The organism is Microbacterium oxydans (assembly GCF_026559675.1).
Taxonomy (GTDB): domain Bacteria; phylum Actinomycetota; class Actinomycetes; order Actinomycetales; family Microbacteriaceae; genus Microbacterium; species Microbacterium oxydans_D.
Genome location: NZ_CP092891.1, coordinates 1,399,264 through 1,420,978 on the forward strand (window position 1 = coordinate 1,399,264; position 21,715 = coordinate 1,420,978).

The 21,715-nt window shown below is 70.4% G+C and carries 18 protein-coding genes; 8 read left to right on the top strand and 10 right to left on the bottom strand.

Annotated elements, in window-relative coordinates; translation table 11 throughout:
* Positions 1-13: 13 nt before the first annotated feature.
* From MME74_RS06640 to MME74_RS06650, 3 genes are read right to left on the bottom strand one after another with little or no spacing between them, the layout of a single operon-like run.
* On the bottom strand, positions 14-1,228 hold the full coding sequence (locus MME74_RS06640; protein ID WP_267417953.1) for a DUF4350 domain-containing protein: 1,215 nt from the start codon (positions 1,226-1,228) through the stop codon (positions 14-16).
* Entirely contained in the window at positions 1,225-1,866 is a 642-nt protein-coding gene (locus tag MME74_RS06645) for a DUF4129 domain-containing protein (RefSeq protein WP_267417954.1), read from the bottom strand. The genes MME74_RS06640 and MME74_RS06645 overlap by 4 nt, the downstream gene beginning before the upstream one ends.
* Positions 1,863-3,161, bottom strand: coding sequence for a DUF3824 domain-containing protein (locus tag MME74_RS06650; RefSeq protein ID WP_267417955.1), 1,299 nt, complete (start codon positions 3,159-3,161; stop codon positions 1,863-1,865). The genes MME74_RS06645 and MME74_RS06650 overlap by 4 nt, the downstream gene beginning before the upstream one ends.
* A 154-nt stretch (positions 3,162-3,315) precedes the next feature.
* Between MME74_RS06650 and mtrA the strand changes: the two genes are divergently transcribed.
* The 5 genes from mtrA (at position 3,316) to hpf (ending at position 8,933) form a co-directional block, all read left to right on the top strand.
* Positions 3,316-3,996 carry an MtrAB system response regulator MtrA gene (gene mtrA, locus MME74_RS06655; RefSeq protein WP_267417956.1) on the top strand — a complete coding sequence of 227 codons (681 nt, stop codon included), beginning with the start codon at positions 3,316-3,318 and terminating at the stop codon, positions 3,994-3,996.
* A 7-nt stretch (positions 3,997-4,003) separates the two neighbouring features.
* The gene (gene mtrB, locus MME74_RS06660) at positions 4,004-5,689 is read left to right on the top strand and encodes an MtrAB system histidine kinase MtrB (protein ID WP_267417957.1); all 1,686 of its coding nucleotides are present in this window, start codon (positions 4,004-4,006) and stop codon (positions 5,687-5,689) included.
* Positions 5,686-7,404, top strand: a complete 1,719-nt coding sequence (locus tag MME74_RS06665; RefSeq protein WP_267417958.1) for an LpqB family beta-propeller domain-containing protein — start codon at positions 5,686-5,688, stop codon at positions 7,402-7,404. Before mtrB ends, MME74_RS06665 begins: the two co-directional genes overlap by 4 nt.
* Positions 7,405-7,655: 251 nt before the next feature.
* The gene (locus MME74_RS06670) at positions 7,656-8,144 is read left to right on the top strand and encodes a ComF family protein (protein ID WP_267417960.1); all 489 of its coding nucleotides are present in this window, start codon (positions 7,656-7,658) and stop codon (positions 8,142-8,144) included.
* Positions 8,145-8,276: 132 nt separating this feature from the next.
* Entirely contained in the window at positions 8,277-8,933 is a 657-nt protein-coding gene (hpf, locus tag MME74_RS06675) for a ribosome hibernation-promoting factor, HPF/YfiA family (RefSeq protein ID WP_267417962.1), read from the top strand.
* 75 nt (positions 8,934-9,008) lie between these two features.
* Here hpf and MME74_RS06680 read toward each other — a convergent pair whose 3' ends face one another.
* The 4 genes from MME74_RS06680 to MME74_RS06695 all read right to left on the bottom strand — a co-directional run bounded on the left by MME74_RS06680 (position 9,009) and on the right by MME74_RS06695 (position 14,587).
* Positions 9,009-10,334, bottom strand: a complete 1,326-nt coding sequence (locus MME74_RS06680) for a hypothetical protein (RefSeq protein ID WP_267417963.1) — start codon at positions 10,332-10,334, stop codon at positions 9,009-9,011.
* A gap of 76 nt (positions 10,335-10,410) precedes the next feature.
* Positions 10,411-13,248, bottom strand: coding sequence for an FtsX-like permease family protein (locus MME74_RS06685; RefSeq protein WP_267417964.1), 2,838 nt, complete (start codon positions 13,246-13,248; stop codon positions 10,411-10,413).
* Positions 13,245-13,970 carry an ABC transporter ATP-binding protein gene (locus MME74_RS06690; RefSeq protein WP_267417965.1) on the bottom strand — a complete coding sequence of 242 codons (726 nt, stop codon included), beginning with the start codon at positions 13,968-13,970 and terminating at the stop codon, positions 13,245-13,247. The genes MME74_RS06685 and MME74_RS06690 overlap by 4 nt, the downstream gene beginning before the upstream one ends.
* Positions 13,967-14,587: a PadR family transcriptional regulator gene (locus MME74_RS06695; RefSeq protein WP_267417967.1), complete on the bottom strand. Its 621-nt coding sequence runs from the start codon at positions 14,585-14,587 to the stop codon at positions 13,967-13,969. Before MME74_RS06695 ends, MME74_RS06690 begins: the two co-directional genes overlap by 4 nt.
* A gap of 201 nt (positions 14,588-14,788) precedes the next feature.
* Here MME74_RS06695 and secA point away from each other — a divergent pair, with 201 nt between their 5' ends.
* Both secA and MME74_RS06705 read left to right on the top strand, forming a co-directional pair.
* Positions 14,789-17,590, top strand: coding sequence for a preprotein translocase subunit SecA (gene secA / locus MME74_RS06700; RefSeq protein ID WP_267417968.1), 2,802 nt, complete (start codon positions 14,789-14,791; stop codon positions 17,588-17,590).
* 65 nt (positions 17,591-17,655) lie between these two features.
* Complete coding sequence (locus tag MME74_RS06705) at positions 17,656-18,882, top strand: pyridoxal phosphate-dependent aminotransferase (RefSeq protein WP_267417969.1); 1,227 nt, start codon at positions 17,656-17,658, stop codon at positions 18,880-18,882.
* On the opposite strand, the gene MME74_RS06710 is transcribed toward MME74_RS06705, so the two are convergent.
* Positions 18,773-20,050, bottom strand: coding sequence for an AAA family ATPase (locus MME74_RS06710; RefSeq protein WP_267417970.1), 1,278 nt, complete (start codon positions 20,048-20,050; stop codon positions 18,773-18,775). The genes MME74_RS06705 and MME74_RS06710 overlap by 110 nt on opposite strands.
* Entirely contained in the window at positions 20,047-20,667 is a 621-nt protein-coding gene (locus MME74_RS06715) for an SAF domain-containing protein (RefSeq protein ID WP_267417971.1), read from the bottom strand. The genes MME74_RS06710 and MME74_RS06715 overlap by 4 nt, the downstream gene beginning before the upstream one ends.
* 90 nt (positions 20,668-20,757) lie before the next feature.
* On the opposite strand from MME74_RS06715, the gene MME74_RS06720 reads away from it, so the two are divergent.
* A complete protein-coding gene (locus MME74_RS06720; protein ID WP_267417972.1) occupies positions 20,758-21,036 on the top strand; it encodes a helix-turn-helix domain-containing protein in 279 nt (92 codons plus the stop codon).
* On the opposite strand, the gene MME74_RS06725 is transcribed toward MME74_RS06720, so the two are convergent.
* Positions 21,024-21,635, bottom strand: a complete 612-nt coding sequence (locus tag MME74_RS06725; protein ID WP_267417974.1) for a hypothetical protein — start codon at positions 21,633-21,635, stop codon at positions 21,024-21,026. The two genes, MME74_RS06720 and MME74_RS06725, sit on opposite strands and share 13 nt — an antisense overlap.
* Positions 21,636-21,715: the final 80 nt, after the last annotated feature.

Here is a 21,715-nt window from a genome sequence, read left to right on the forward strand (position 1 = left end):
GGATTCTCAACGGTCACGTGGTTCCCTCGGCTTCTCTGGGATGGGTGGACGGTTCTGCGGTGCGGGTGCCGGCCTCCACGGCCGCCTCGAGCTCGTCGAGGCGGCGGGCGAGCTCGATCAGCGCGGCATCGTCGGTGGGGAGCGGACCGGCCAGCAGCGACTGCAGGGTCCCGCGGGGGATCCGCAGGCGGTCGGATGCCGCGTCGGCGACCTCGTCGGCCCCGGCGTGCACGGCGAGTCCGAGTCGGCGCGCGAGACGGCGCTGGGCACCGTCGCGGAGGGCCTCGGCGGCGTGCGGCGCATCCGCCGCCTTGGCGGTCAGGCGTGCGCGCCCGTGCATGGTCTCGGAGGCCCGGACGGTGACGGGAAGGGTCTCGGCGACCAGAGGCCCGAAGCGCTGCCCGCGGGAGACCCCGATGGCGATGCCCGCGGTGATCAGCAGCAGGATCGCCGGAGTGACCCACGGCGGTGTGAGGCTGCCGAGGCTCGGCTCGACCTGGCCCTCGATGTCGGAGTCCGCGAAGCTGGGGACGTACCAGACGACGCGGTCGGTCTGCCCGAGCAGGGCGAGCGCGAGCGCGGCGTTGCCGTCCTCGGCGAGGGAGGCGTTGCTGAAGAGGCGGGTTCCCTCCACGACCACGCGCCGTGTGCCCTCCCGCTCGTCGATGAGCACGGCGGCGCCGTCGGCGCTCCCGAAGCAGGTCTCCACGCCGTCTGCGGGGGAGAAGAGCCGGTCGGCCCTGATCGACCCGACCTTCGCGAACTCGCCGGCCGCGCAGTCGGCGGCGACGCCGGACAGCGTCCCCGGGGCGTTCTCGCCGATGCCCAGCGTGCTCAGCAGGTGGGTGCTCGTCGAGAGGAACACGACGCGGTCGGCGGGTTCGATGAGGGTCATCATGGCGTCGTCCGTCAGCGTGTACGGATTGGACATCACGAGCGTCGTGTCCTCGTCGATCGCGGCGCGTGCCTCCGTGCGCGACCGGTGGATCGAGATGTCGACCCCCTGATCGCGCAGGATCTCGGCGAGAGCGAGGGCACCGGTGTCGTCTCGGCCCTCGGGGTCGAGGGCTCGGTGCTGGCCCGGAGCGGTCGCGGCGACCCGGAGGGCGACGAACGCGATGACCAGCACGAGGGCGATCACGATCACCCAGCCCAGGATCTTCTTCGTCCGGTTCGGCCGGCGCTCGGCGGTGGACGGCGCGGGGGCGCTCTGCGCGGTCACGGTCATGCCGGAACCGCCTCGGGCCGGCGGGCGGCGAGCCGCTCGTCGGTGGCCGTGAGCTCGCGGTAGCTCTCCGGGGTCGCCGCATGCCCGAGGTAGCGGACATCGTCGAAGGAGACGGCGGCCCGGCGCATCGCGTCCGCCTCATCCGCGAAGACGGTGCTCGCGTCGCGGGCGATCGCCTGCGCCGTGGCTCCGGGGGCGGGGTCGATCAGGTCGCGCTCCAGCAGGCTGCGGGCGATGGCGCGATAGCGGAAGATGGTCGCGCTGTTCCAGTCGCCCGCGCGGGCGCTGCGCTCGGCATCGGAGCGCAGCTGGGCCGCCGTGCGGTCGTCGCTCGCGCCGAGGAGGTCGGCGCGAGCACGCCGGACGGCGCGGGAGCTCCGCGGCCGGCCCCAGATGATGAGCGCGGCGATCAGAGCGCCCACGATGATGACGCTCACGATGATCAGGGCCGACGGTCCGATGTTCGCGCCGTTGTCCGCGCTGAACAGATCCTCGAAGAAGCGCCCGATGTCGCGGGCCACGAGGTCGAACCACGTCGGCTTCGCGTCCGCGTAGCGCGGGTTGGCGAGTTCCTCCTCCGCCCAGCGCCGCGCTCCATCCCCGTCGGGGACGTATAGATCGTCGAGACGTCGGATCATGCCGTGTCGCTGCCCGGGGCGGCCCATCCGCCGTCAGCTCCGGTGGGCGGTGTCGGCGGGGTCTGCGATGCATCCGTCGGCGCGACGGGTGCGGGCGGAGGCGGGGGAGGGAAGGCTGCGGGGGCGGAGCCGGCTGCGGCGTCCTGCGGGGTCGGGTACCCCTGTGCCGGGTAGGGCTGTGCCGGGTAAGGCTGTGCGGGGTAAGGCTGTGCGGGGTAGGGCTGTGCGGGGTAGCCCTGGGTCATCATCACGTGCTCGGGCACCTGCCGCGGCGGTGGCGCCGAGCTGACCGCCCGGGACGGGTCGACGCTGAACGGATCGCCCTGCTGCTCCTCGCTCCAGCCGAGGTCGCGGCGCTCCACATAGGCGATGAGGGTCTGGTCCAGCCCCTCGTACCGCATCCGGCAGTCGAGGTAGACCAGGGCGGATCCGGTGCTCTGCACCACGAGGGTGATCGCCTGGATGACCAGCAGCAGCACCTGCGGCGCGAGCAGGGTGAGGGCGTAGCCGACGATGGCGCTGGGCTCCGGCGAGCCGGTGGGGGCGATCACCGAGCCGAGGAGCGAGCTCAGCAGCGTGAGCGGCAGGCTCACGACCTGCATCGCCAGGCCCATGATCAGGCTGATCAGGAACGTCACCCCGAAGGCGACCCAGAAGCGACCGCGCGTGAGGCGCCAGGAGCGCACGAAGGCGTCGCGGAATCGAGCCCGTTCGAGGACGAGGATCGAGGGGACCAGCAGCAGCTTCGTGGTCAGCCACACACTCAGCGGGATGTAGACGAGGACGATGACGACCACGATCAGCACGACCGCGCCGATCATCTCGACGCTGCCGCCCAAGCCTCCGGCGACGAAGCCTCCGATGACGGCCGCGGCGACGACGAAGAGACCGAACAACGCCACCACCGACAGCGACGCGAAGCCCGCCAGGCGCCAGAACGCGGGCGCCATCCGACGCCACAGCATGCGCAGCGTGGCCTTCACGCCGATCGCGGCATAGCCGATCTCCGCGGCGACGACGCCCTGCATCATCGCCGTGAACGCGATGGAGGCGAGCCCGACGGCGATCCCCGCGATCACGTTGATCCCGATCGTCCCGGCCAGTACCGCCTCGAAGTCCGGCGACGAGGGAGACACGGTCTCGAGGCGGGAGAACGTCGTGAACAGCACCACGCCCATCACGCCGGCCGTCGCGATCACCACGACGAGCTGGATGACGACGGCGAAGCCGAAGAGCACCTTCGGATTGTGTCGCAGCGCCGCGAACGCCTTGCCCAGCAGCATTCCGAAGGTCAAGGGATGGAGAGGGATGATCCCCTTCTTCGGAGCAGGCGTCCATGTCTGGCCACTCACAGGCACTCCCTCCATCGTGCGGCTCCCATCGTGTCATATCCCACGCGTGGTGCGCAGACCTGGGGTCGGCGGGACTCGGTGCCATAAGGTAACTGTTATGACCTCACGTATTCTCGTGGTCGACGACGACACCGCGCTCGCCGAGATGATCGGGATCGTGCTGCGCACCGAGGGCTTCGAGCCGGTGTTCTGTGCAGACGGTGCGCGGGCTGTCGACGAATGGCGCACGCAGCGGCCGGATCTGGTGCTGCTCGACCTCATGCTCCCGGGGATGGACGGCATCGAGATCTGCACGCGCATCCGTGCGGAATCGGGCGTCCCGATCATCATGCTCACGGCACGGACCGACACCGCGGACGTGGTCCGCGGCCTCGAGGTCGGTGCGGACGACTACATGGTCAAGCCGTTCAACCCCAAGGAGCTCGTCGCGCGCATCCGGACGCGTCTGCGTCCGACGCCTCAGGCCACCAGCGAGCAGCTGCGGGTCGGCGACCTCACCGTCGACGTCGACGCGCATGAGGTGCGCCGGGGCACGGCTCCGATCGCGCTCACCCCGCTCGAGTTCCAGCTGCTCGTCGCGCTCGCGTCGAAGCCTCAGCAGGTCTTCTCCCGCGAGATGCTCCTCGAGCAGGTGTGGGGCTACCACTACAAGGCCGACACCCGGCTGGTGAACGTGCACGTCCAGCGGCTCCGCGCCAAGGTCGAGCTCGACCCGGACAACCCGAAGATCGTGATGACGGTGCGTGGCGTCGGCTACCGTGCCGGGAGTGTCGGCTAGGAGCACGATGGCCGCGACGACAGCGACCACCACGACGGTCGCTGTTCTGCGCGACTGGCGAGGCTGGCCGACGATGCTCGGCATCCTGTGGCGCCGATCGCTCCGGTTCCGGACCCTCTCGATCACGTTGCTGGCGACGTCGCTGGCGATCTTCATCACCTGCGTGACGATGGCGCTCGTCATCCAGAGCGACCTCTTCATCTCCCGCAAGGACGTCGCGCTGGACGATGCGCGCAGGGCGGTCGACGAGGCGCAGCGGATCCTCGACGTGGCCGAGGTCGGAGACGATCCCGCCGCGCTCAGCACGCTCTGGGACAGCACCAGGGACACGCTGGCGCGCACGTCGGGCACCGACATGCTCGCCGGCTACAAGATCGACGACGGCAACGGCGTCCGTCTGAACGGCTTCGAGGCCGGACTGAGCGCATCCCTGCTGAGCCCCGAACTCCAGCGGCGCGTCGTCGAGCTCGATGACCGTCAGGCCTGGCAGTCGGTGGCACTCCCGGCGGAGGACGGGGGAGTCGTCCCCGGCATCGTCGTGGGGCAGCAGCTCCAGGTCCCGGAGGCGGGCCCGTTCGAGATCTACTTCGCCTACGACCTCGGCGATGCGGATCAGACGCTCGTGTTCGTGCAGCGCACCCTGTGGATCGCCGGGATCGGGCTCGTGGCGATCGTGGCGGCGATCTCGTGGATCGTGCTGCGGACGGTGTCGACCCCGATCATCCAGGCCGCCGAGACGAGCGCGCGACTCGCCGCGGGCGATCTCGGAGTGCGACTCGCGGTGCACGGCGAGGACGAGCTCGCGGTCCTCGGACGTTCCTTCAACGCCATGGCCGACAGCATCGAGGCCCAGATCAAGGAGCTCGGCGAGCTCTCCATGGTGCAGCAGCGGTTCGTGTCGGACGTGTCGCACGAGCTGCGGACCCCGTTGACGACGATCCGGCTGGCCGCCGACCTCCTCAACGACCAGCGCGAGGAGTTCGATCCGACCGCCGCCCGCACCGCCGAGCTCCTGCACGCGCAGGTGCAGCGGTTCGAGACGCTGCTGTCCGACCTGCTCGAGATCAGTCGCTACGACGCCGGCTCCGTCCAGCTCGAACTGGAGGCGACCAGCCTGGCGCACGTGGCCGAGGACATCATCGATCAGATGCGCCCCCTGGCCGACGGACACGGCACGGAGCTGCGGCTCGTCGCTCCCGGCGGCTACTCCCCGGTGGACATGGACCCCCGACGGGTGCGGCGGGTGCTGCGCAACCTCATCGGCAACGCCATCGAGCACGGCGAAGGCCGCCCCGTCGTCATCACGGTCGACAGCAACCAGTACGCGGTGGCAGCGGGCGTGCGCGACTTCGGGCTCGGCATGGAGCCCGAGGACGCCGAGCGGGTGTTCGATCGCTTCTGGCGTGCCGATCCCTCCCGCCAGCGGACGATCGGAGGGACCGGGCTCGGGCTGTCCATCGCCCTCGGCGACGCGACGCTGCACGGCGGCACGCTCGCGGTGTGGTCGGAACTCGGCGTCGGCACGAACTTCGTCCTCACCATCCCGCGACACGAGGGCGTGCTCGACGGACCGAGCCCGATCTCGGTCGAGCCGCAGGAGCCCCTCGCCGAGCTGGGAGACGCGACACAGCCGATCTCGATCTCCGAGATCCCGCCGGACCTCGACCTCTTCGACGAGAGGGACCGACCATGACCCGATCGACACCGGGAAGGCTGCTGCGCGGTGCGGCGCTGGCACTCGCAGCACTGGTCCTGACCGCCTGCGCGGGGCTCCCGACCAGCGGCGGCGTCAGCGTCGGGCGGGAACTCGGCCAGTCCTCGCAGGACGTGGACTTCCTGCCCGTCGCGTCGGGGCCGATCACCGGTGCCGGCCCCGAGGGCATCGTCGAAGGCTTCCTGGAAGCGGGCATCACCACGTCGGACAGCTGGGCCACCGCGCGCAAGTTCCTCTCGCCGAGCCTGCAGCGCACCTGGCGGCCGTCTGCCGGGGTGTCGGTCGATTCCGGGACGGACACCCGCACGATCACCTCCGACGTCCCCGCGGATCAGGTCGAGGACGCGGACACCGCGGAGGTGCAGGTGATGCTGGACCTCGTCGCGAGCGTCGACGAGGCCGGCGCGTACTCGGAGGCGCTCGGAGCGTCGAACATGCCGTTCACGCTGCAGCGCATGGAAGACGGCGAATGGCGCATCACGCAAGCCCCGGACGGGGTCGTGATCGACGAGACGCGATTCGTCAACGTCTACGACGGATACCCCCTGCAGTACTTCGACCTCAGCTGGTCGCGACTCGTCTCCGACATGCGATGGTTCCCCCGGAGTCAGAGCCCCGCGACGGCGGTGACGCGCGCCCTGATCGGAGGAGCCCCCAGCGATTGGCTGGACTCCGCCGTGCAGAACGCCTTCCCCGTGGACGTGCAGCTGGCGCAGGATGCCGTCCCCGTCGTCGGCCAGGTCGCCGAGGTCGCCCTCACCCGCCCCGCCACCGGACTGGATGACACCACCCTCGCCCGCATGCGCACGCAGCTCCAGGCGACGCTCAAGGCGGCCGGCGTCGCGATCACCGGTGTGCAGTTTAAGGTGGACGGACGCAGTCTCGACGCCGGAACCGTGGACGTCGTCGAGCCGACCGCCGACATCGGCACGCTCGTGCTGCAGGACGGTGCCTTCGGGCGGATCGTGGGGGATGAGATCACGCCCATCGCCGACATCAGCGACGATATCTCCGCATTCGAGCAGCCCGTCCGCTCCATCCAGGTGGCGACCGACGACTCCCGCGCCGCCGTGCAGCTCGCGGACGGCCATGTGTACCTCGCCGGCGCGGGCAACCCCGTCGAACTCGATGCTCGGCCGGGCCTCATCGAACCGTCGCTCGACCCCTACGGCTATACCTGGACCGTGCCGGCGGGCGAGCCCGGAGCGGTGAAGGCCATCGGCAGCGATGGCGCGGCGCACGATGTCGCCAAGGCCTGGCCGACCGCGTCCGACATCTCGAACCTGCGGGTCGCCGCCGACGGCACCCGGGTCGCCGCCGTGATCACCGCCGGCAAGCAGCGCTGGGTCGTCGTGGCGGCCGTCGTGCGCGACTCCTCGGGCGTCCCGGTGGAGATGGGCGACATCAAACAGCTGATCCGGATCGCCGAGCCGGCGATCGATCTGGTGTGGTTCGGTCCGGACCGGCTGGGCGTCCTGGTCGATCCGAGCGCCCCACGGCTGCTCACTCAGATGGTCGGTGGTCCGGGAGCGGCCGAGGCGGCCCCGACCGACGCGGTGGCGGCTGCGGGAGCGCGCAGCGCGGCGGGCGTGCGCATCCTCGGCACGGGCGGACAGCTGTTCGCGCACGCGGGTTCGGCCTGGCGCGAGGTCGCTTCGGGAGTCTCGGTGCTCGGCACCCGCGTCGGGGAGTGACTCTCCCTCCACGGTGAGCCCGAGCCCGGCGTCTTCCGCGGGACGCGGCTCTCGGTGCCGAGGGGATGCTCCCGCGCCCGCAGAATCGACGGATGCCCGCAGAACCCCGACTGCTCCGGATCGGTGCAGAGGTCGCCGCCTTCCTCCTCGCGGCGACGTGCGCGGGCTGTGACGAGCCGGGAAGCCTCCTGTGTCCGCGATGTCGTGCGCAGCTGGTGCCCCGGCCCCAGGAGGGATCGACGCCTCGAGGCATGCCGTTCGCCGCGGCGCTCCCGTTCCAGGGCGTCGGCGCCCGCTGCATCCGCAGGCTCAAGGACGAGGGGGACACGTTCCTCGCTCGTCCGCTCGGTGCGGTCCTCGCTCCGCTCCTGACGCCGCGCGTGACGCCGAGCACCTGGGTCGTGCCCGTCCCGACCGCGCGGAGGGCGTTCCGCCGCCGCGGTTATCGGGTGCCGGAACTGCTCATCCGCGGTGCACGGGCCGATCCGCAGCGTCTGCTGTCGGTGACGACGAGCGCCGCCGATCAGCGGGGCCTCGGCGCGCGGGCACGGGAGGAGAACGTGCGCGGCACGATGCGCGCACGACGGCGGGGAGACGGGGCTGAGGCGGTGATCGTGGACGACGTCGTGACCACCGGGGCGACGCTCGACGAGGCCGCGCGGACCCTCGAGGCCGCCGGCTTCCGTGTCGTGGCGGCGGTCGCGCTCGCCGCCACGCCGAGCCGCGCCGGATTCGGATGAAGCTCATCGGGAACACACCGGCGACACAGCGGGACGACCCCGTGACATCCGTCGGCGGGCGGGCTACGGTTGGGGGACACAAGGCGACCACGGTCCGCCCTTGGCCGGGAGGACCGGGACAAGGAGGCAGCAATGGAAACAAGCATCGTTGGCGTCGGAGTGGGTATCACCGATCGCTTCCGAACCGTTGTCGAAGAGAAGATCGCCAAGATCCAGATGCTCGCGTCCCGAGCGCAGCGCCTGGATGTCAAGGTCACCCATCGCGTGTATCGCAACGGCCGGGTGCCCGATGAGACCGTCGAGCTGACACTGGTCGGCAAGGGCCCGGTCGTCCGTGCGGAAGCGACCGACGGCGACAAGTTCGTGGCTCTCGACCTCGCGGTCGACAAGATGTCCGAGCAGCTGCGTCGCGCCAAGGAGAAGCGAGTCGATGGTCGACAGCACCCGCGCGGCGCCCACTTCGAGAAGGGCAGTGGAGCGCTCGAGGGCATCGATGTCCAGCCGGCATCGGCTGACATCCTGCACGCGGTCGCGACCGGCAGCGTGCCGGTGCAGAAGACCGAGGACGAGGAGTACTCGCCCGTCGTCATCCGCACGAAGAGCTTCGACGCCGAGTGGATGACCGTCGAGGAGGCGGTCGACCGGATGGAGCTGGTCGGACACGACTTCTTCCTGTTCGTCGATGTGCGCACCGATCACCCGAGTGTCGTCTACCGCCGCAAGGGCTGGGACTACGGCGTGATCGCCCTGAGCACTCAGGCTCCGCCGTCGGAGGCTCTCGCCTCCTGAGCGGACATGCAGAACGGCCCGACCCCGTACAGGGATCGGGCCGTTCTCACGTTCGGCCGCCGTCGCGGCCGGATGTCAGTCGAAGATGCCGTCCAGGATGCTCCCGATCACGAGTCCACCGAGGATGCCGGAGGCGAGGTCGCCACCGCCGCCACCGCGACGGGGACCGCCACCCCAGCCTCCGCCGCCGCCCCAGTCCTGATCCTGCGGGCGAGAGGAGTCGATGTCGCGCTGGGCGAGCTGCAGCGCCTCGGCGGCGAGATGAGCGACGCGACGCGCCTGCAGCAGCGCCGCCTCGCGGGTGTCCTCCGCGGGCAGCAGGTCGGAGAGGTCGACCCGGAGCCGCTCGGCCTCGGCGAGCCGGGTGCGGGCGTCCGCACCGATCCAGCCGCGATGCCCGGCGATGAGGCCGCGGGCCACACCGAGCTGCCGGTCGGCGTCGTCGATCGCGTGCTGCACCTGGGGAATGCTCGGCAACGGGTTCTCGGCGCGGTGGCGGGCCTTCGCGATCGCGTCGTCGAGGGCGGAGTTCGCATCGCGCAGCTGCGAGAGCTCCGCGAAGGGGTCATTCGGTCGACCTGCGGGCGTCAGCGCAGCCAGTGCCGCCTGGAGTGCGGTCACCGCTTCGGCGACGGCCGGTACCGCGGGGGCGTTGCGCGCCGCGATCAGATCGCCGCGGGAGTCCGCCACCACCTCGGCGAGGGTCGACTCGGCTCGCAGCGCCTCGATCTCGAAGTCCTCGACCGCGTCGAGCAGTGCGGAGGCGCGTCTGGTGGCCTCCGTCGCCGTCTCGAGCGCGACGTTCGCCTCTTCGTTCTGCTTCGCGGCGCGACGGCGTTCCGAGACGTCGGCGCTGTGGGTCGCGAAGCTGATGAGCTGTTCGGCCTCCGCCGCGCTGGCGGTGATCTGGTGCATCGCGGATTCCGAGTAGCGCGCGGACAGACGCGCGACGGCCTCGTTGGTCTGGGGGATCCGGGCGCTGAGGGCCGCGGCGTCCGCGCGCACCTGCGCGATGACCTCGGGCGCGCGGCGCACCTTGGAGACCGACTCCGCGAGCACGGATGTCTTCTCGTCGAGCAGATCCTGCGCCCAGTCGCACAGCTGCAGGATGCGCGCGTTCCTGGTGCGCAGCTCCTCGTCGGTGTCGGGGATCTCGTCGTGGTTCAGCTGGTGGAGCTGGAACGCCTCGCGCAGATGCGTGCGGACCGCGGCGAGCGCCTTGCGCAGGTCGGCCGTGAGCGACTCGCCGAGCTCGGCCTCCGCGAAGGCGAGCTCATCCGACGTCGTGCGGATCCGCTCGTCCGCTCCGACCAGGGCCTGCTCCGCACGGCGTGCGAGATCGGCGTCCTGTGCGGCGAGTTCTTCCTGTTCGCGTTTGCGTCTGCCCCAAAATCCAGCCATGAACCGATCCTAGTTTCCCGCGTGCCGCAGCTGGCTGAGCATCCGCTTCAGGTGGACGATGTTCGCTCAGGGCACGTCAGGCGATCGCGGTCCGCCGCGTCAGCTCCGCCTTCCTCGGGGGAACGAGCCAGCTGACCAGTGCGATCGCGAGCGGGAGGGCGACGGCGAGCAGAGCGAGCACCAGCCACGGCATGTCCTGGATCAGCAGGGCGCCTCGCGACTGGATCGCGAACCCGATGGGCGGCAGCACGCCCGCCGCGGCTCCCGCGATCGTGCCGAACCCGGCGATGATGAGTCCCTGCCAGAACCCGATCCTCCGACGGAGCCCATCGGTACCGCCCACGGCGGAGAGCGTCGCGTCGTCGGGGCGGCGCTCGAAGCGGGCGAGGCTCAGCGCGACGCCGCTCGCTCCCAGGACGAGCACGCCGACAGCCGTCAGGATCGGGATCATCCAGAGCGTGTCGCTGGGAGGACCGTTCTCGAAGTACGGCGCGAGGACCCACTCCTCGGTGTTCAGCGCGTCCGCCTGCTCCTGCACCCGGTCGCGCACCTCCACCGGGATGGGGGCGTCGAACGACGCGATCACGAGGGACGGCTGGGCTTCCATGCCGAACTCCACGGCGGTCTCCGGGGCGATCGCCACGGCGACGGCCTGGTGGGGGAGATCGAGTTCGACGGCGTCGACCTTCCGCTCCCAGGCCGGGGCGCTGCGCGGCGGGCCGTCGGCCCAGGCGGTCCAGATGTTGTTCGGCATCTTGCCGTCGTAGGCCTCTCTGCCCGTCCACGCGCCGACGTCGATCGTGCCGTCCGTGACGTAGCGGGAATCGGTGACGATCGCGGCGCCGTCCCGATAGGCGGCGCGCTGGGCGGAGGTCAGCGTGCCGCCGAGGGCGTCGTCGATCTCATCGGCGGAGATCACCGCGATCGGGTTCGGCCGGTTCTGTCCGTTCGTGAAGGAGGACTCGGCGGTCGGGTCGAGCAGATGACGCTCCGGCATCACCGCGATGACCCTGATCTCGTCGGCGGGGACGTCGCCGGAGCTGGCGTACGTCCAGATCTCCGGCTGACGGGAGATGACGGCCGTGCCTGATGCCCTCACGCCGTCCGCGAGCATGATGCCGGCGTCCGCCGCCTCATCCGCGCTGGCGTCGTCGAGCGGCGCACCCGATCCGGTCTCCTCGAGGCCGATGGCGAGGGTGCCCACGGGTGCCGTGTACATCCAGTAACGAGCTGTCCCCGCGTTCTGCATGGAGATCTGCCCGATCGCGAAGACGGCGATGAACACGGTCGCGGCGATCGCGGCGAAGGCGGGAACGGTGCGGGAGGAGTTCGCAGCGGCGTCCCGCGCGGCGATGCGCGCCGCGAGGCTGAGGCTGGACAGGCCTTTCGCGGTGACCCAGAGCAGCCAGCGTCCGGAGAGCAGGATGCCGAGCTGCACGAGGATCGGCCCGATCACGATGCCGAACGGCGGGATCGTCCGCAGGGGCGAGTCCCAGGGAAGATCCGTGACTCCGATCGCGAGCACCGCGAACGCGCTGCCGATCGTGAGAGCGACGCCGACCAGCAGCAGGATCGATCCCCAGATCGGCCGCGACGCGCGGGGCGTCTGCGGACGGCGGGCGCCGCGCAGGGCGCTGAGCGTGTCGGAGCGCGCCACCGTGCGCGCGGGGAGGGCGGCGGAGGCGGTGCCGACGAGCACCGAGAAAGCCAGGATCCCCACCAGCACCAGCCAGGGGACATGGAACCCCCAGAACTGGGTCGAGGACCCGTCCGCGAGCAGCATCATCGTGAGGGCGGCGGCGCCGACGCCGAGGGCGAGACCCAGCACCCCGGAGACAGCACCGAGAGCGGTCCCCTGGAGCAGGATGATCCGGCGGAGGTCGGAGGTCGACGCTCCCACGCTCGCGGCGACCGCGAGGGATCGCTGCTGTCGGCGCGCGGCGACGGCGAACGCCGCGCCGGCGAGCATCACCACGACGTAGGCCGCGAAGAGGCCGCCGGCGACGAGGACGACGACCACCGTCCAGAGGGCGCCGTCGTCTGCTCCGGACCACCCGCCCCTCGTCTCGTCCGAGATGATCGGCGGATCCAGGATCACCGACCGCGAGTACGCGACCACGCCGTCCTCATTCAGCCTTTCGACGTCCGGCCAGCTGAGCGACAGGTCGGGGAGATACCAGCGGGCGTCGCCCGAGAGCCCGGCGCTCGCCGGGAAGAAGAGCGCGGAGGTCGCATCGGAGAGGACCGCGGAGTCGAGGGTTCCGACGACGGTGTAGGTGCGCTCGTCGTCGGTGAGGACGACCTCGTCGCCGATCGCGGTCCCGAGCCGCTCGAGCGCGGCCGGGGTCGCCAGGATCTCGCGGCCGGTCCGAGGGGTGTCCCCGTCGACGACCTCGTAGCGTCCCTCGAAGCGCGGGTCCCAGACCTCGCCTCCCCACGCGGGTATTCCGGTCACGCCGTCGGGGGTCTGCACGCGCACGGTGGACTCGACGACGCGGATCGTTTCGGTGCCGGACGGCAGCACGCTGGTCGGATCGGTGAGCGGCGTCCCCTCCGGTGCATTGCCGGAGTTGTCGGGATACCCCGTCCACGTCGTGTCGGTGGGGGACTGCCAGAATCCGCTTCCCGGCAGGCCTCCGACCGAGATCCAGGCCTCCATCCGTCCCAGTTCCGCGGTCGTGCGCTCCTGTGCCGTGCCGATCATGCTCGCTCCGATGATCGCGTAGGCCGTCATGGCCGCGATCGGGAGCAGGACGAGCGTGCCGATGAGCGTGCTCGACAGCAGAGTGCGGCGCAGCTGCCGACGGGCGAGCCGAGCGGCGACGCGCCAGCGGGCTCGCCTGCCCGGCCGTCGGGCGGACGAGTCCGACCGGTCGGACGTCCTCGTCTCCGGTCGTTCGACGGTCGAGGTCATCGGCCGGTCCCGCTCAGCAGCACCTCGGCGGCGTCACGCCGGGTCTCGTCGACGATCCTCCCGTCTCGGAGGAACACGATCCGGTCGGCGAAGGCCGCATGGCGCGCCTCATGCGTGACGAGGATGCCCGCCGCACCCGCATCCACGCGCCCGCGGAGCATCCGGAGCACGAGTTCGCCGGTGACGGAGTCCAGCGCCCCGGTCGGCTCGTCGGCGAGGATGAGCCGTCGTCCTCCGACCACGGCGCGGGCGATCGCGACGCGCTGCTGCTGACCGCCGGAGAGATCGTCCGGGTAGGAGTCGAGCTTGTCCGCCAGGCCGACGGACTGCAGCGCGTCCTTTCCCGCGCGGCGTGCGACCCGCGTGCGGAAGCCGTCGAGCTCCAGAGGGAGGGTCACGTTCTCGATGGCGGTGAGCGTCGGGATCAGGTTGAAGTCCTGGAACACGAACCCGAGCGACCGCCGACGCAGGCGGGCGACGTCCGCCGCGCTCTGCTCGCTGAGGAACGCGCCCTCGATGACGACCTCGCCGGTGGTGGGCCGGGCCAGACCGCCGGCGATGGCGAGCAGCGTCGACTTGCCGGAGCCGGAGGCACCCATGACGGCGACGAGCTCCCCGCGGCGGACCTCGAGATCGACACCCGAGAGGGCGGACACCGCCGTGGCGCCGTGACCGTACTGCTGGGTCACCCCGACGAGGCTCAGGACCGTCTCGTCGCTCACAGCGAGGGCTCGGCATCCGCGAGCGCAGCTCCGGCCTTCGCCGGTCGACCGCGCTTGGGACGCTCGGTCGCGAGCTCGAGCGCCATCGCATGCTGCGGGTGCAGGGCGAGTCGCTGCTCCGTGTGGTCGAGCCAGCGCACCTCGGCCTCCGCGGCGAAGATCATGGAGTCGACGACCAGTGCCCAGGCGAGCTCCTCGGGCCCGTCCGCATCGCCGCCCGCGTACTTGGCGCGCTGGAGGGACTGCAGCTGACGGAGGGACGCGGTGCGCTGCGCCTGGATGACCGCGGCGACATCGACGCCGGGCAGCGTGGCGGCGACCGCGAGCTTGATCGCCAGCTCGTCGCGGGTCGCCTGCGTGCGCACGACGGGGGAGGAGAGCCACTGCGCGACCTCGGCGGAGCCCTCGTCCGTGATCTCCCAGTAGATGTGCCCGTGCTCGTCGGCGTCTCCGCGCTGCACGAGGCCGTCGCGTTCGAGCCGTTCGAGCGTGTTGTAGATCTGCCCGACGTTGAGGGGCCAGGTGGATCCCGTGCGGCGGTCGAACTCGTGCCGCAGCTGGTAGCCGTAGCAGGGACCCTGGTCGAGGATGGCGAGAAGGCTCTGGCGTACCGACATGATGATCTCCTGGTGGCGTCGTCCGGAATGCAATACCGAGTATATGCATACTCGGTAACCATGGCTATCGCCACGCGGATGACGCACCGGATGACCCATGCAGGCGACGTGCAGGTCACAGCCCGGTAACATGGCAAAGTATGCCTGGCGTCGGGTTCACCGACGACCGGCGATTTACCCACTGACAGGGAGATGACATCCGTGGCCAATCCTCTTGAGAAGCTGCTGCGCGCTGGCGAGGGGCGGGTCATCCGCCGCCTGAATCAGGTCGTCAAGGCAGTGGGAGCGCTGGAAGAGGACATCTCCAAGCTCACCGACGACGAGCTGCGCAACGAGACCACGGAGCTGCGTGCCCGCTACGAGAAGGGCGAGACGCTCGACCAGCTGATGCCCGAGGCGTTCGCCGCGGTGCGCGAGGCCGCCAAGCGCACGCTCGGCATGCGCGCCTACGACGTGCAGGTCATGGGTGGCGCCGCGCTGCATCTCGGCAACATCGCCGAGATGAAGACCGGTGAGGGCAAGACACTCGTCGCGACGCTGCCGGCCTACCTGAACGCGATCGCCGGCAAGGGCGTCCACGTCATCACGGTCAACGACTTCCTCGCCAGCTACCAGGCCGAGCTCATGGGGCGCGTGTTCCGCGCGCTCGGCATGACCACCGGCATCATCGTCTCCGGGCAGACGCCCGCCGTCCGCCGCGAGCAGTACGCGGCCGACATCACCTACGGCACGAACAACGAGTTCGGCTTCGACTACCTGCGCGACAACATGGCCTGGCGCAAGGAAGACCTCGTCCAGCGCGAGCACTTCTTCGCGATCGTCGACGAGGTCGACTCGATCCTCATCGACGAGGCCCGCACGCCGCTCATCATCTCCGGTCCGTCGTCGGGCGAGGCCAACCGCTGGTTCGCCGAGTTCGCGAAGATCGCCCGCACCCTCGAGGTCGGCGAGGACTACGAGGTCGACGAGAAGAAGCGCACCGTCGGCGTGCTCGAGCCCGGCATCGAGAAGGTCGAGGACTACCTCGGCATCGACAATCTCTACGAGTCCGCGAACACCCCGCTGATCTCCTTCCTCAACAACTCGATCAAGGCCCTGGCCCTGTTCAAGAAGGACACCGACTACGTCGTGATGAACGACGAGGTCATGATCGTCGACGAGCACACCGGCCGCATCCTGGTCGGACGCCGCTACAACGAGGGCATCCACCAGGCCATCGAGGCCAAGGAGGGCGTGCCGGTCAAGGCCGAGAACCAGACCCTCGCCACCGTCACGCTGCAGAACTACTTCCGCCTCTACGACAAGCTCGCCGGCATGACCGGTACGGCCGAGACCGAGGCCGCCGAGTTCATGTCGACCTACAAGCTCGGCGTCATCCCGATCCCGACCAACCGACCGATGATCCGCAAGGACCAGTCGGACCTCGTGTACAAGAACGAGACCGCGAAGTTCGCGCAGGTCGTCGAGGACATCGCCGAGCGTCACGCCGAGGGTCAGCCGGTGCTGGTCGGAACCGTGAGCGTCGAGAAGAGCGAATACCTCTCGCGCCTGCTCGCCAAGAAGGGCATCAAGCACGAGGTCCTCAACGCGAAGAACCACGCACGCGAGGCCGAGATCGTCGCCCGCGCCGGCCGTCTGGGCGCCGTCACCGTCGCCACGAACATGGCCGGACGAGGCACGGACATCATGCTCGGCGGAAACGCCGAGTTCCTCGCGGTCCAGGAGCTCAAGGGCAAGGGCCTCGACCCCGTGGAGACGCCCGAGGAATACGAGATCGCCTGGGACGAGACCTACGAGTCGATGAAGTCCGTCGTCGCGGAGGAGGCCGAGAAGGTCATCGAGGCCGGTGGCCTCTACGTGCTCGGCACCGAGCGTCACGAGTCCCGCCGCATCGACAACCAGCTGCGAGGCCGTTCCGGACGTCAGGGCGACCCCGGTGAGAGCCGCTTCTACCTGAGCCTCACCGACGACCTGATGCGCCTGTTCCAGTCGGGTGCCGCCGAGGCGATCCTGTCGCGCACGAACTTCCCGGACGATGTGCCGATCGAGTCGGGCCTGGTGTCCCGTGCGATCCGCAGCGCCCAGTCGCAGGTCGAGTCGCGCAACGCCGAAATGCGCAAGAACGTCCTCAAGTACGACGACGTCCTGAACCGTCAGCGCGAGGCGATCTACGCCGACCGCCGCCACATCCTCCAGGGCGACGACATCGCCGACCGCGTGCAGCACTTCATCGAGGATGCGATCTCCGGTGTCGTCCGCGACCACACCGGCGAGGGTCACAACGAGAGCTGGGACTTCGACGCGCTCTGGACCGAGCTCAAGACCCTCTACCCGGTCGGCGTCACGATCGACGAGGTCGTCTCGGAGGCCGCCGGTCGCAAGGGCGGCATCACGGCCGAGGGGCTGACCCGTGAGCTCCTCTCCGACGCGAAGATCGCCTACGAGACGCGCGAGGAGTCCCTCGGCGAGGCGGCGACCCGCGAGCTCGAGCGTCGCGTGGTGCTCCAGGTGCTCGACCGCCGCTGGCGCGACCACCTCTACGAGATGGACTACCTCAAGGACGGCATCGGCCTGCGTGCCATGGCGCAGCGCGACCCGCTCATCGAGTACCAGCGCGAGGGCTACGCGATGTTCCAGTCCATGATGGGGCAGATCAAGGAGGAGTCGGTCGGCTACCTCTACAACCTCGAGGTCGAGGTGCGCCGTGCCGGTGACTCGGACACCGCCGAGGTCGAGGCGAAGGGACTCGCCTCCGACGGCGGCGAGCAGCGTCTCGAGTACTCCGCCGCGAACGACGCCGGTGAGGTCGAGGTCCGCAACGATCGCGGGCAGGTGCAGCAGGCGGCCACCGATCGGGTGCGCCAGGCGGCTGCGCGTGCGCAGGCTCCCCAGCCCGAGCCCGAAGAGGCCCCTCGCGGTGCTTTCGGGCAGCGGACGGAGCCCACGGCGCCCGCCGCCGGCAACCGTGAGCAGCGTCGCGCGCAGGGCAAGAAGAAGAAGTAGTCTCCGACGAGAGGAGGGCCAGTCCGTGTGGATTGGCCCTCCTTTCGTCGCTGTAGGCTTGGTCGATGACACCAACGCGCCACTTCGACCAGTCGTCGAAGCTCAAGAACGTCCTGTACGAGATTCGCGGAAACGCCCTCGTCGAGGCGGCGCGCTTGGAGGCGGAGGGTCACAAGATCCTCAAGCTGAACACCGGAAATCCGGCGATCTTCGGCTTCGATGCCCCGCACCAGATCGTGCACGACATGCTCGCGGCGCTGCCGACCGCGCACGGCTACAGTGACAGCAAGGGCATCATCTCCGCCCGTCGCGCGGTCGTGAGCCGGTACGAGCAGATCGAGGGCTTCCCCCGCTTCGATCCCGATGACGTCTACCTCGGCAACGGGGTCTCCGAGCTCATCACCATGACGATGCAGGCGCTGCTGGACGAGGGCGACGAGGTCCTCATCCCGGCCCCCGACTATCCGCTGTGGACGGCGATGACCAGTCTCGCCGGCGGCACCCCCGTGCACTATCTGTGCGACGAGCAGGACGAGTGGCAGCCCGACCTCGAGGACATCCGCTCGAAGATCACCCCGCGCACCAAGGCGCTCGTCATCATCAACCCGAACAACCCGACCGGCGTGGTCTACTCGCGGGAGATCCTCGAGGGCCTCGTGCAGATCGCCCGCGAGAACCAGCTCCTGCTGCTGTCGGACGAGATCTACGACCGCATCCTCTTCGACGAGGCGGTGCACATCCCGACCGCGACGCTCGCCCCGGATCTGCTCTGCCTGACGTTCAACGGCCTGTCCAAGACCTACCGGGTCGCGGGCTATCGCTCCGGCTGGATGGTCATCACCGGCCCGCAGGACCACGCCAAGGGCTTCCTCGAGGGCATCACGCTGCTGGCGTCGACGCGCCTGTGCCCGAACGTCCCGGCGCAGCACGCGGTGCAGGCGGCGCTCTCGGGTGTGCAGTCCATCGACGCGCTGATCGCCCCGACCGGTCGGCTGCACGAGCAGCGCGACATCGCCTGGCAGGGCCTCGAGTCCATCCCGGGAGTCTCGTGCGTCAAGCCGCAGGGGGCGCTCTACGCGTTCCCGCGACTCGACCCGAACGTGCACGAGATCAGGGACGATGCGCGGCTGGTCTATGACCTGCTGGTCTCGGAGCACATCCTTGTCGTGCAGGGCACGGGCTTCAACTGGGCGACGCCGGACCATTTCCGCCTGGTGACCCTCCCCGAACCCCGAGTGCTGACCGAAGCCGTCGAGCGACTCGGGAACTTCCTCGCGAGCTACCGGCAGTAGCCGTCGGGCCGGCGTCGGGGGACAGGCTCTCCGCCAATCTCCGCACACCGGCGAGGAGCGGGGAGCGCGGCGTGACGTCGGCCATCGGCCGGGCGTGCAGCAGAGACGCGTCGGCCGCGCGCTGGTCGAACGGCAGGAACATGACATCTCCGATGCCGGCGAACCGCTCCAGGGTGCGTCGCACCTGCCCGCGGGCGTCTATCCCGAGGGGCCCCGGGCGGACCTGGTTCACGACCACGACCACGGGCGTGGGCGCCGTGAGGCGGCGCAGCTCCGAGTGATCGCGGAGGAACCTGCTGATGCCCAGGGGATCCGCCGCGGCGACCGCGATGATCAGATCCGCCTCGCCGAGGGTCGTCGACGTCGCGGCATGACGTCGGGGGCCGGCCAGATCGTAGGTCACCTCGTCGTCGGCGTCGAAGGCGGCCGACACGTCGACGACGGTGTCCTCGATCCACTCCCGACACGCTCGCAGCGTGGTGCGCAGGCGTGCTGAGGCCAGTTCCGGCCACCGGCTCGGGCGGTTGATGCCGGGGAGCACCTCGATGTCGGCGCCCCCGCTCGTGACGGTGGCGGCCAACCGCGTCAGCTCCGCGCCGTCGAGCGCACCGCGCTCGGCTCGACGGCAGGCGGCCGCGACGCCCGGCGCGTCGTCGCTGAGTCCGAGCAGCAGCGCGAGCGCCGGAGCGACCGTGTCGGCATCGATCAGAGCCGTACGCCGCCCGGTCCGGGCGAGCTCGACCGCGAGCTGGATCGCGACGGTGGAACGACCGGGAGCGCCGTGCGGTCCCCAGACCGCGATGACGCGATGCGCCTCTCGCGGCGCCCCGCGGGGCGTGTCGGACGTGTTCGACGCCAGTGCGGCGGCGACCTCCCACCCGGCGGCCTCGGGTGGCAGGGGCGCGGAGAGTCCCAGCCGACCCAGCAGACGACTGTCCGCACCGCCGAGGGTGAGGATGCGGACCCCTGCGCGGTCGCACGCGGAGATCAGCTCGGCCGTGAGCACCGCGCGCGCGGCGGGGAGGACGATCGCCTCGGCGCCCGCCGGCAGCTCGATGGTCGACGGGTCCGGGGCGAGGATGCCGACGACGTTGATGCCCTCGAGCTCGAGCTCGGCGGCGAGTTCACCCGCACGCGGCTGCGCGATCGCGACGACGACCGCCGTCACGACCCGCTCCCGACCGGGACCACGGAGAGCGCGGAGCCCCCGGTCACGGCGGCCAGCACATCGGCGACATCGCTCCGATCGATCACGACCTCCAGGCGGGTGCCCGAGTCGGCGAGCACACCTTCCGGTTCGAGCACGTCGCGCACGACGGCTTCCAGGACGAGGATGCGCGGGATGTCGTGCGACCTCCCGTCGTCGATCGGGGGCGCGTGCCACAGCTCGACCACGGTGCCCGCCTGCACGTCCTCGGGGATGCCGGTGCTGCTGTCGATGACGACGGTGGTGCTGCGGCTCCGCTCCGCATCGGTCAGCGCCGCGGCCGGCACGATCTCCCCTTTCGCGAGCGTGCGCGTGGCGATCTGGTCGGCCTTCAGATCTCCGGGGCCCAGATAGTCGGCGGCCAGCAGGCCCAGACCCACCTCGACCACCTGGAAGTCGTCGGAGGTCAGGGCCTCTCCCCGCACGATGGTGTGCGTGGCCTGAAGCACCGGCGCCGCGTCGTCGGCGGCCGTGACGATGAACCACACGGAGGTGATGGAGAGCGCGACGAGGGCGATGCCGATGAGGAAGCGGAGGTCGCCCCAGAGGGCGCGTCGAGGTCGGGAGAGGGATGCCATGGCGAACATCGTCACAGAGATCCGTCCCTCCCTCCGTGGGTTATCCACAGGGCCGGCACGGTGCCGCGACCGGGGAGCGACAATGGGGGCATGCCAGCCCCCTCCTCGCGCGCACCGCGATTCCTCGCGCCCGTGCAGGTCGCCGAACTGCTCAGCATCGGCGTCGATGAGGTGGTCTCGCTCGTCCACGAGGGGCGGCTCCGCGGCGCACAGCTGGGATCGCCGCCGCGCTGGCGGGTGGAGGAGTCGAGCCTGGACGGATATCTGGCCGAGGAATCCGAGATCGCCCGGCGGATGGCCCTGTGGCGCGAATCGCACCTGGCGAGCTTCCCCGAGGTCTGGGGGACGTCGTCGGCTCACGGCATCTGATCGCTCGCGGTCCGCACCGCGACGAGCGATGAGAACGGGATGATGCGGAATCCCTGAACCGCCCCGGCGAGGCGGGGCTGCCCGGGATCGTGCACCGCAAGGTCGAGGTGATCGGCGGCGGCGCGATCGATCGTGCCGTGGACGTCGTCTCCGGCGTGCGTGCTGATGTGCACCGGGATGCGGCGTCGCGCGAGGTCGCGCAGGACGAAACCGAGCGTCATCCGCTCACGAAGGGACGGCGCGGCGGACGCCGGTTCGTCGAGGCTGGCGAGGATCATGCCGTGGTCCGCAGCGATGCCCGCGATCGCGCGGAGCGGGAGCAGCAGCGCCGAGGGAGCGACGTGAGCGCCGGCGGCACCACGGGAGGCGACGGCGAGCCACTCCGCGCCCAGCGTCTGCAGGGTGACCGGCAGGCGCCGGCCGGTCCGCAGCTCGATCACGGCCTCTGCGCCGACGCCGCTGAGCATGCGCAGGCGCGCGCGGAGGTCGAGCCCCGCGATGCGCAGTCGTTCCGACTCGGCGTCGAGCACGGCGCGCTCGGCTTCCCACTCCGACGCCAGCTGGCCTTCGAGGTCTTCGAACAGTCGGTCCCAGTGCATCCGACCGAGCGTAAGCGACCCGGATCGCCGTGTACGAGTTATCCACATACTTCCCGGATCGCGCCACGGAGGCGGGAGCG

What these genes read in the sequence shown, in the direction of transcription:
- mtrB (WP_267417957.1), top strand. Translation starts at nt 4,004, where the DNA reads ATGGCCGCGACGACAGCGACCACCACGACGGTCGCTGTTCTGCGCGAC.
- MME74_RS06715 (WP_267417971.1), bottom strand. Translation starts at nt 20,667, where the DNA reads ATGGCATCCCTCTCCCGACCTCGACGCGCCCTCTGGGGCGACCTCCGC.
- MME74_RS06640 (WP_267417953.1), bottom strand. Translation starts at nt 1,228, where the DNA reads ATGACCGTGACCGCGCAGAGCGCCCCCGCGCCGTCCACCGCCGAGCGC.
- MME74_RS06720 (WP_267417972.1), top strand. Translation starts at nt 20,758, where the DNA reads ATGCCAGCCCCCTCCTCGCGCGCACCGCGATTCCTCGCGCCCGTGCAG.
- MME74_RS06665 (WP_267417958.1), top strand. Translation starts at nt 5,686, where the DNA reads ATGACCCGATCGACACCGGGAAGGCTGCTGCGCGGTGCGGCGCTGGCA.
- MME74_RS06680 (WP_267417963.1), bottom strand. Translation starts at nt 10,334, where the DNA reads ATGGCTGGATTTTGGGGCAGACGCAAACGCGAACAGGAAGAACTCGCC.
- MME74_RS06685 (WP_267417964.1), bottom strand. Translation starts at nt 13,248, where the DNA reads ATGACCTCGACCGTCGAACGACCGGAGACGAGGACGTCCGACCGGTCG.
- MME74_RS06705 (WP_267417969.1), top strand. Translation starts at nt 17,656, where the DNA reads ATGACACCAACGCGCCACTTCGACCAGTCGTCGAAGCTCAAGAACGTC.
- MME74_RS06725 (WP_267417974.1), bottom strand. Translation starts at nt 21,635, where the DNA reads ATGCACTGGGACCGACTGTTCGAAGACCTCGAAGGCCAGCTGGCGTCG.
- hpf (WP_267417962.1), top strand. Translation starts at nt 8,277, where the DNA reads ATGGAAACAAGCATCGTTGGCGTCGGAGTGGGTATCACCGATCGCTTC.
- MME74_RS06645 (WP_267417954.1), bottom strand. Translation starts at nt 1,866, where the DNA reads ATGATCCGACGTCTCGACGATCTATACGTCCCCGACGGGGATGGAGCG.
- MME74_RS06670 (WP_267417960.1), top strand. Translation starts at nt 7,656, where the DNA reads ATGCCGTTCGCCGCGGCGCTCCCGTTCCAGGGCGTCGGCGCCCGCTGC.
- mtrA (WP_267417956.1), top strand. Translation starts at nt 3,316, where the DNA reads ATGACCTCACGTATTCTCGTGGTCGACGACGACACCGCGCTCGCCGAG.
- MME74_RS06695 (WP_267417967.1), bottom strand. Translation starts at nt 14,587, where the DNA reads ATGTCGGTACGCCAGAGCCTTCTCGCCATCCTCGACCAGGGTCCCTGC.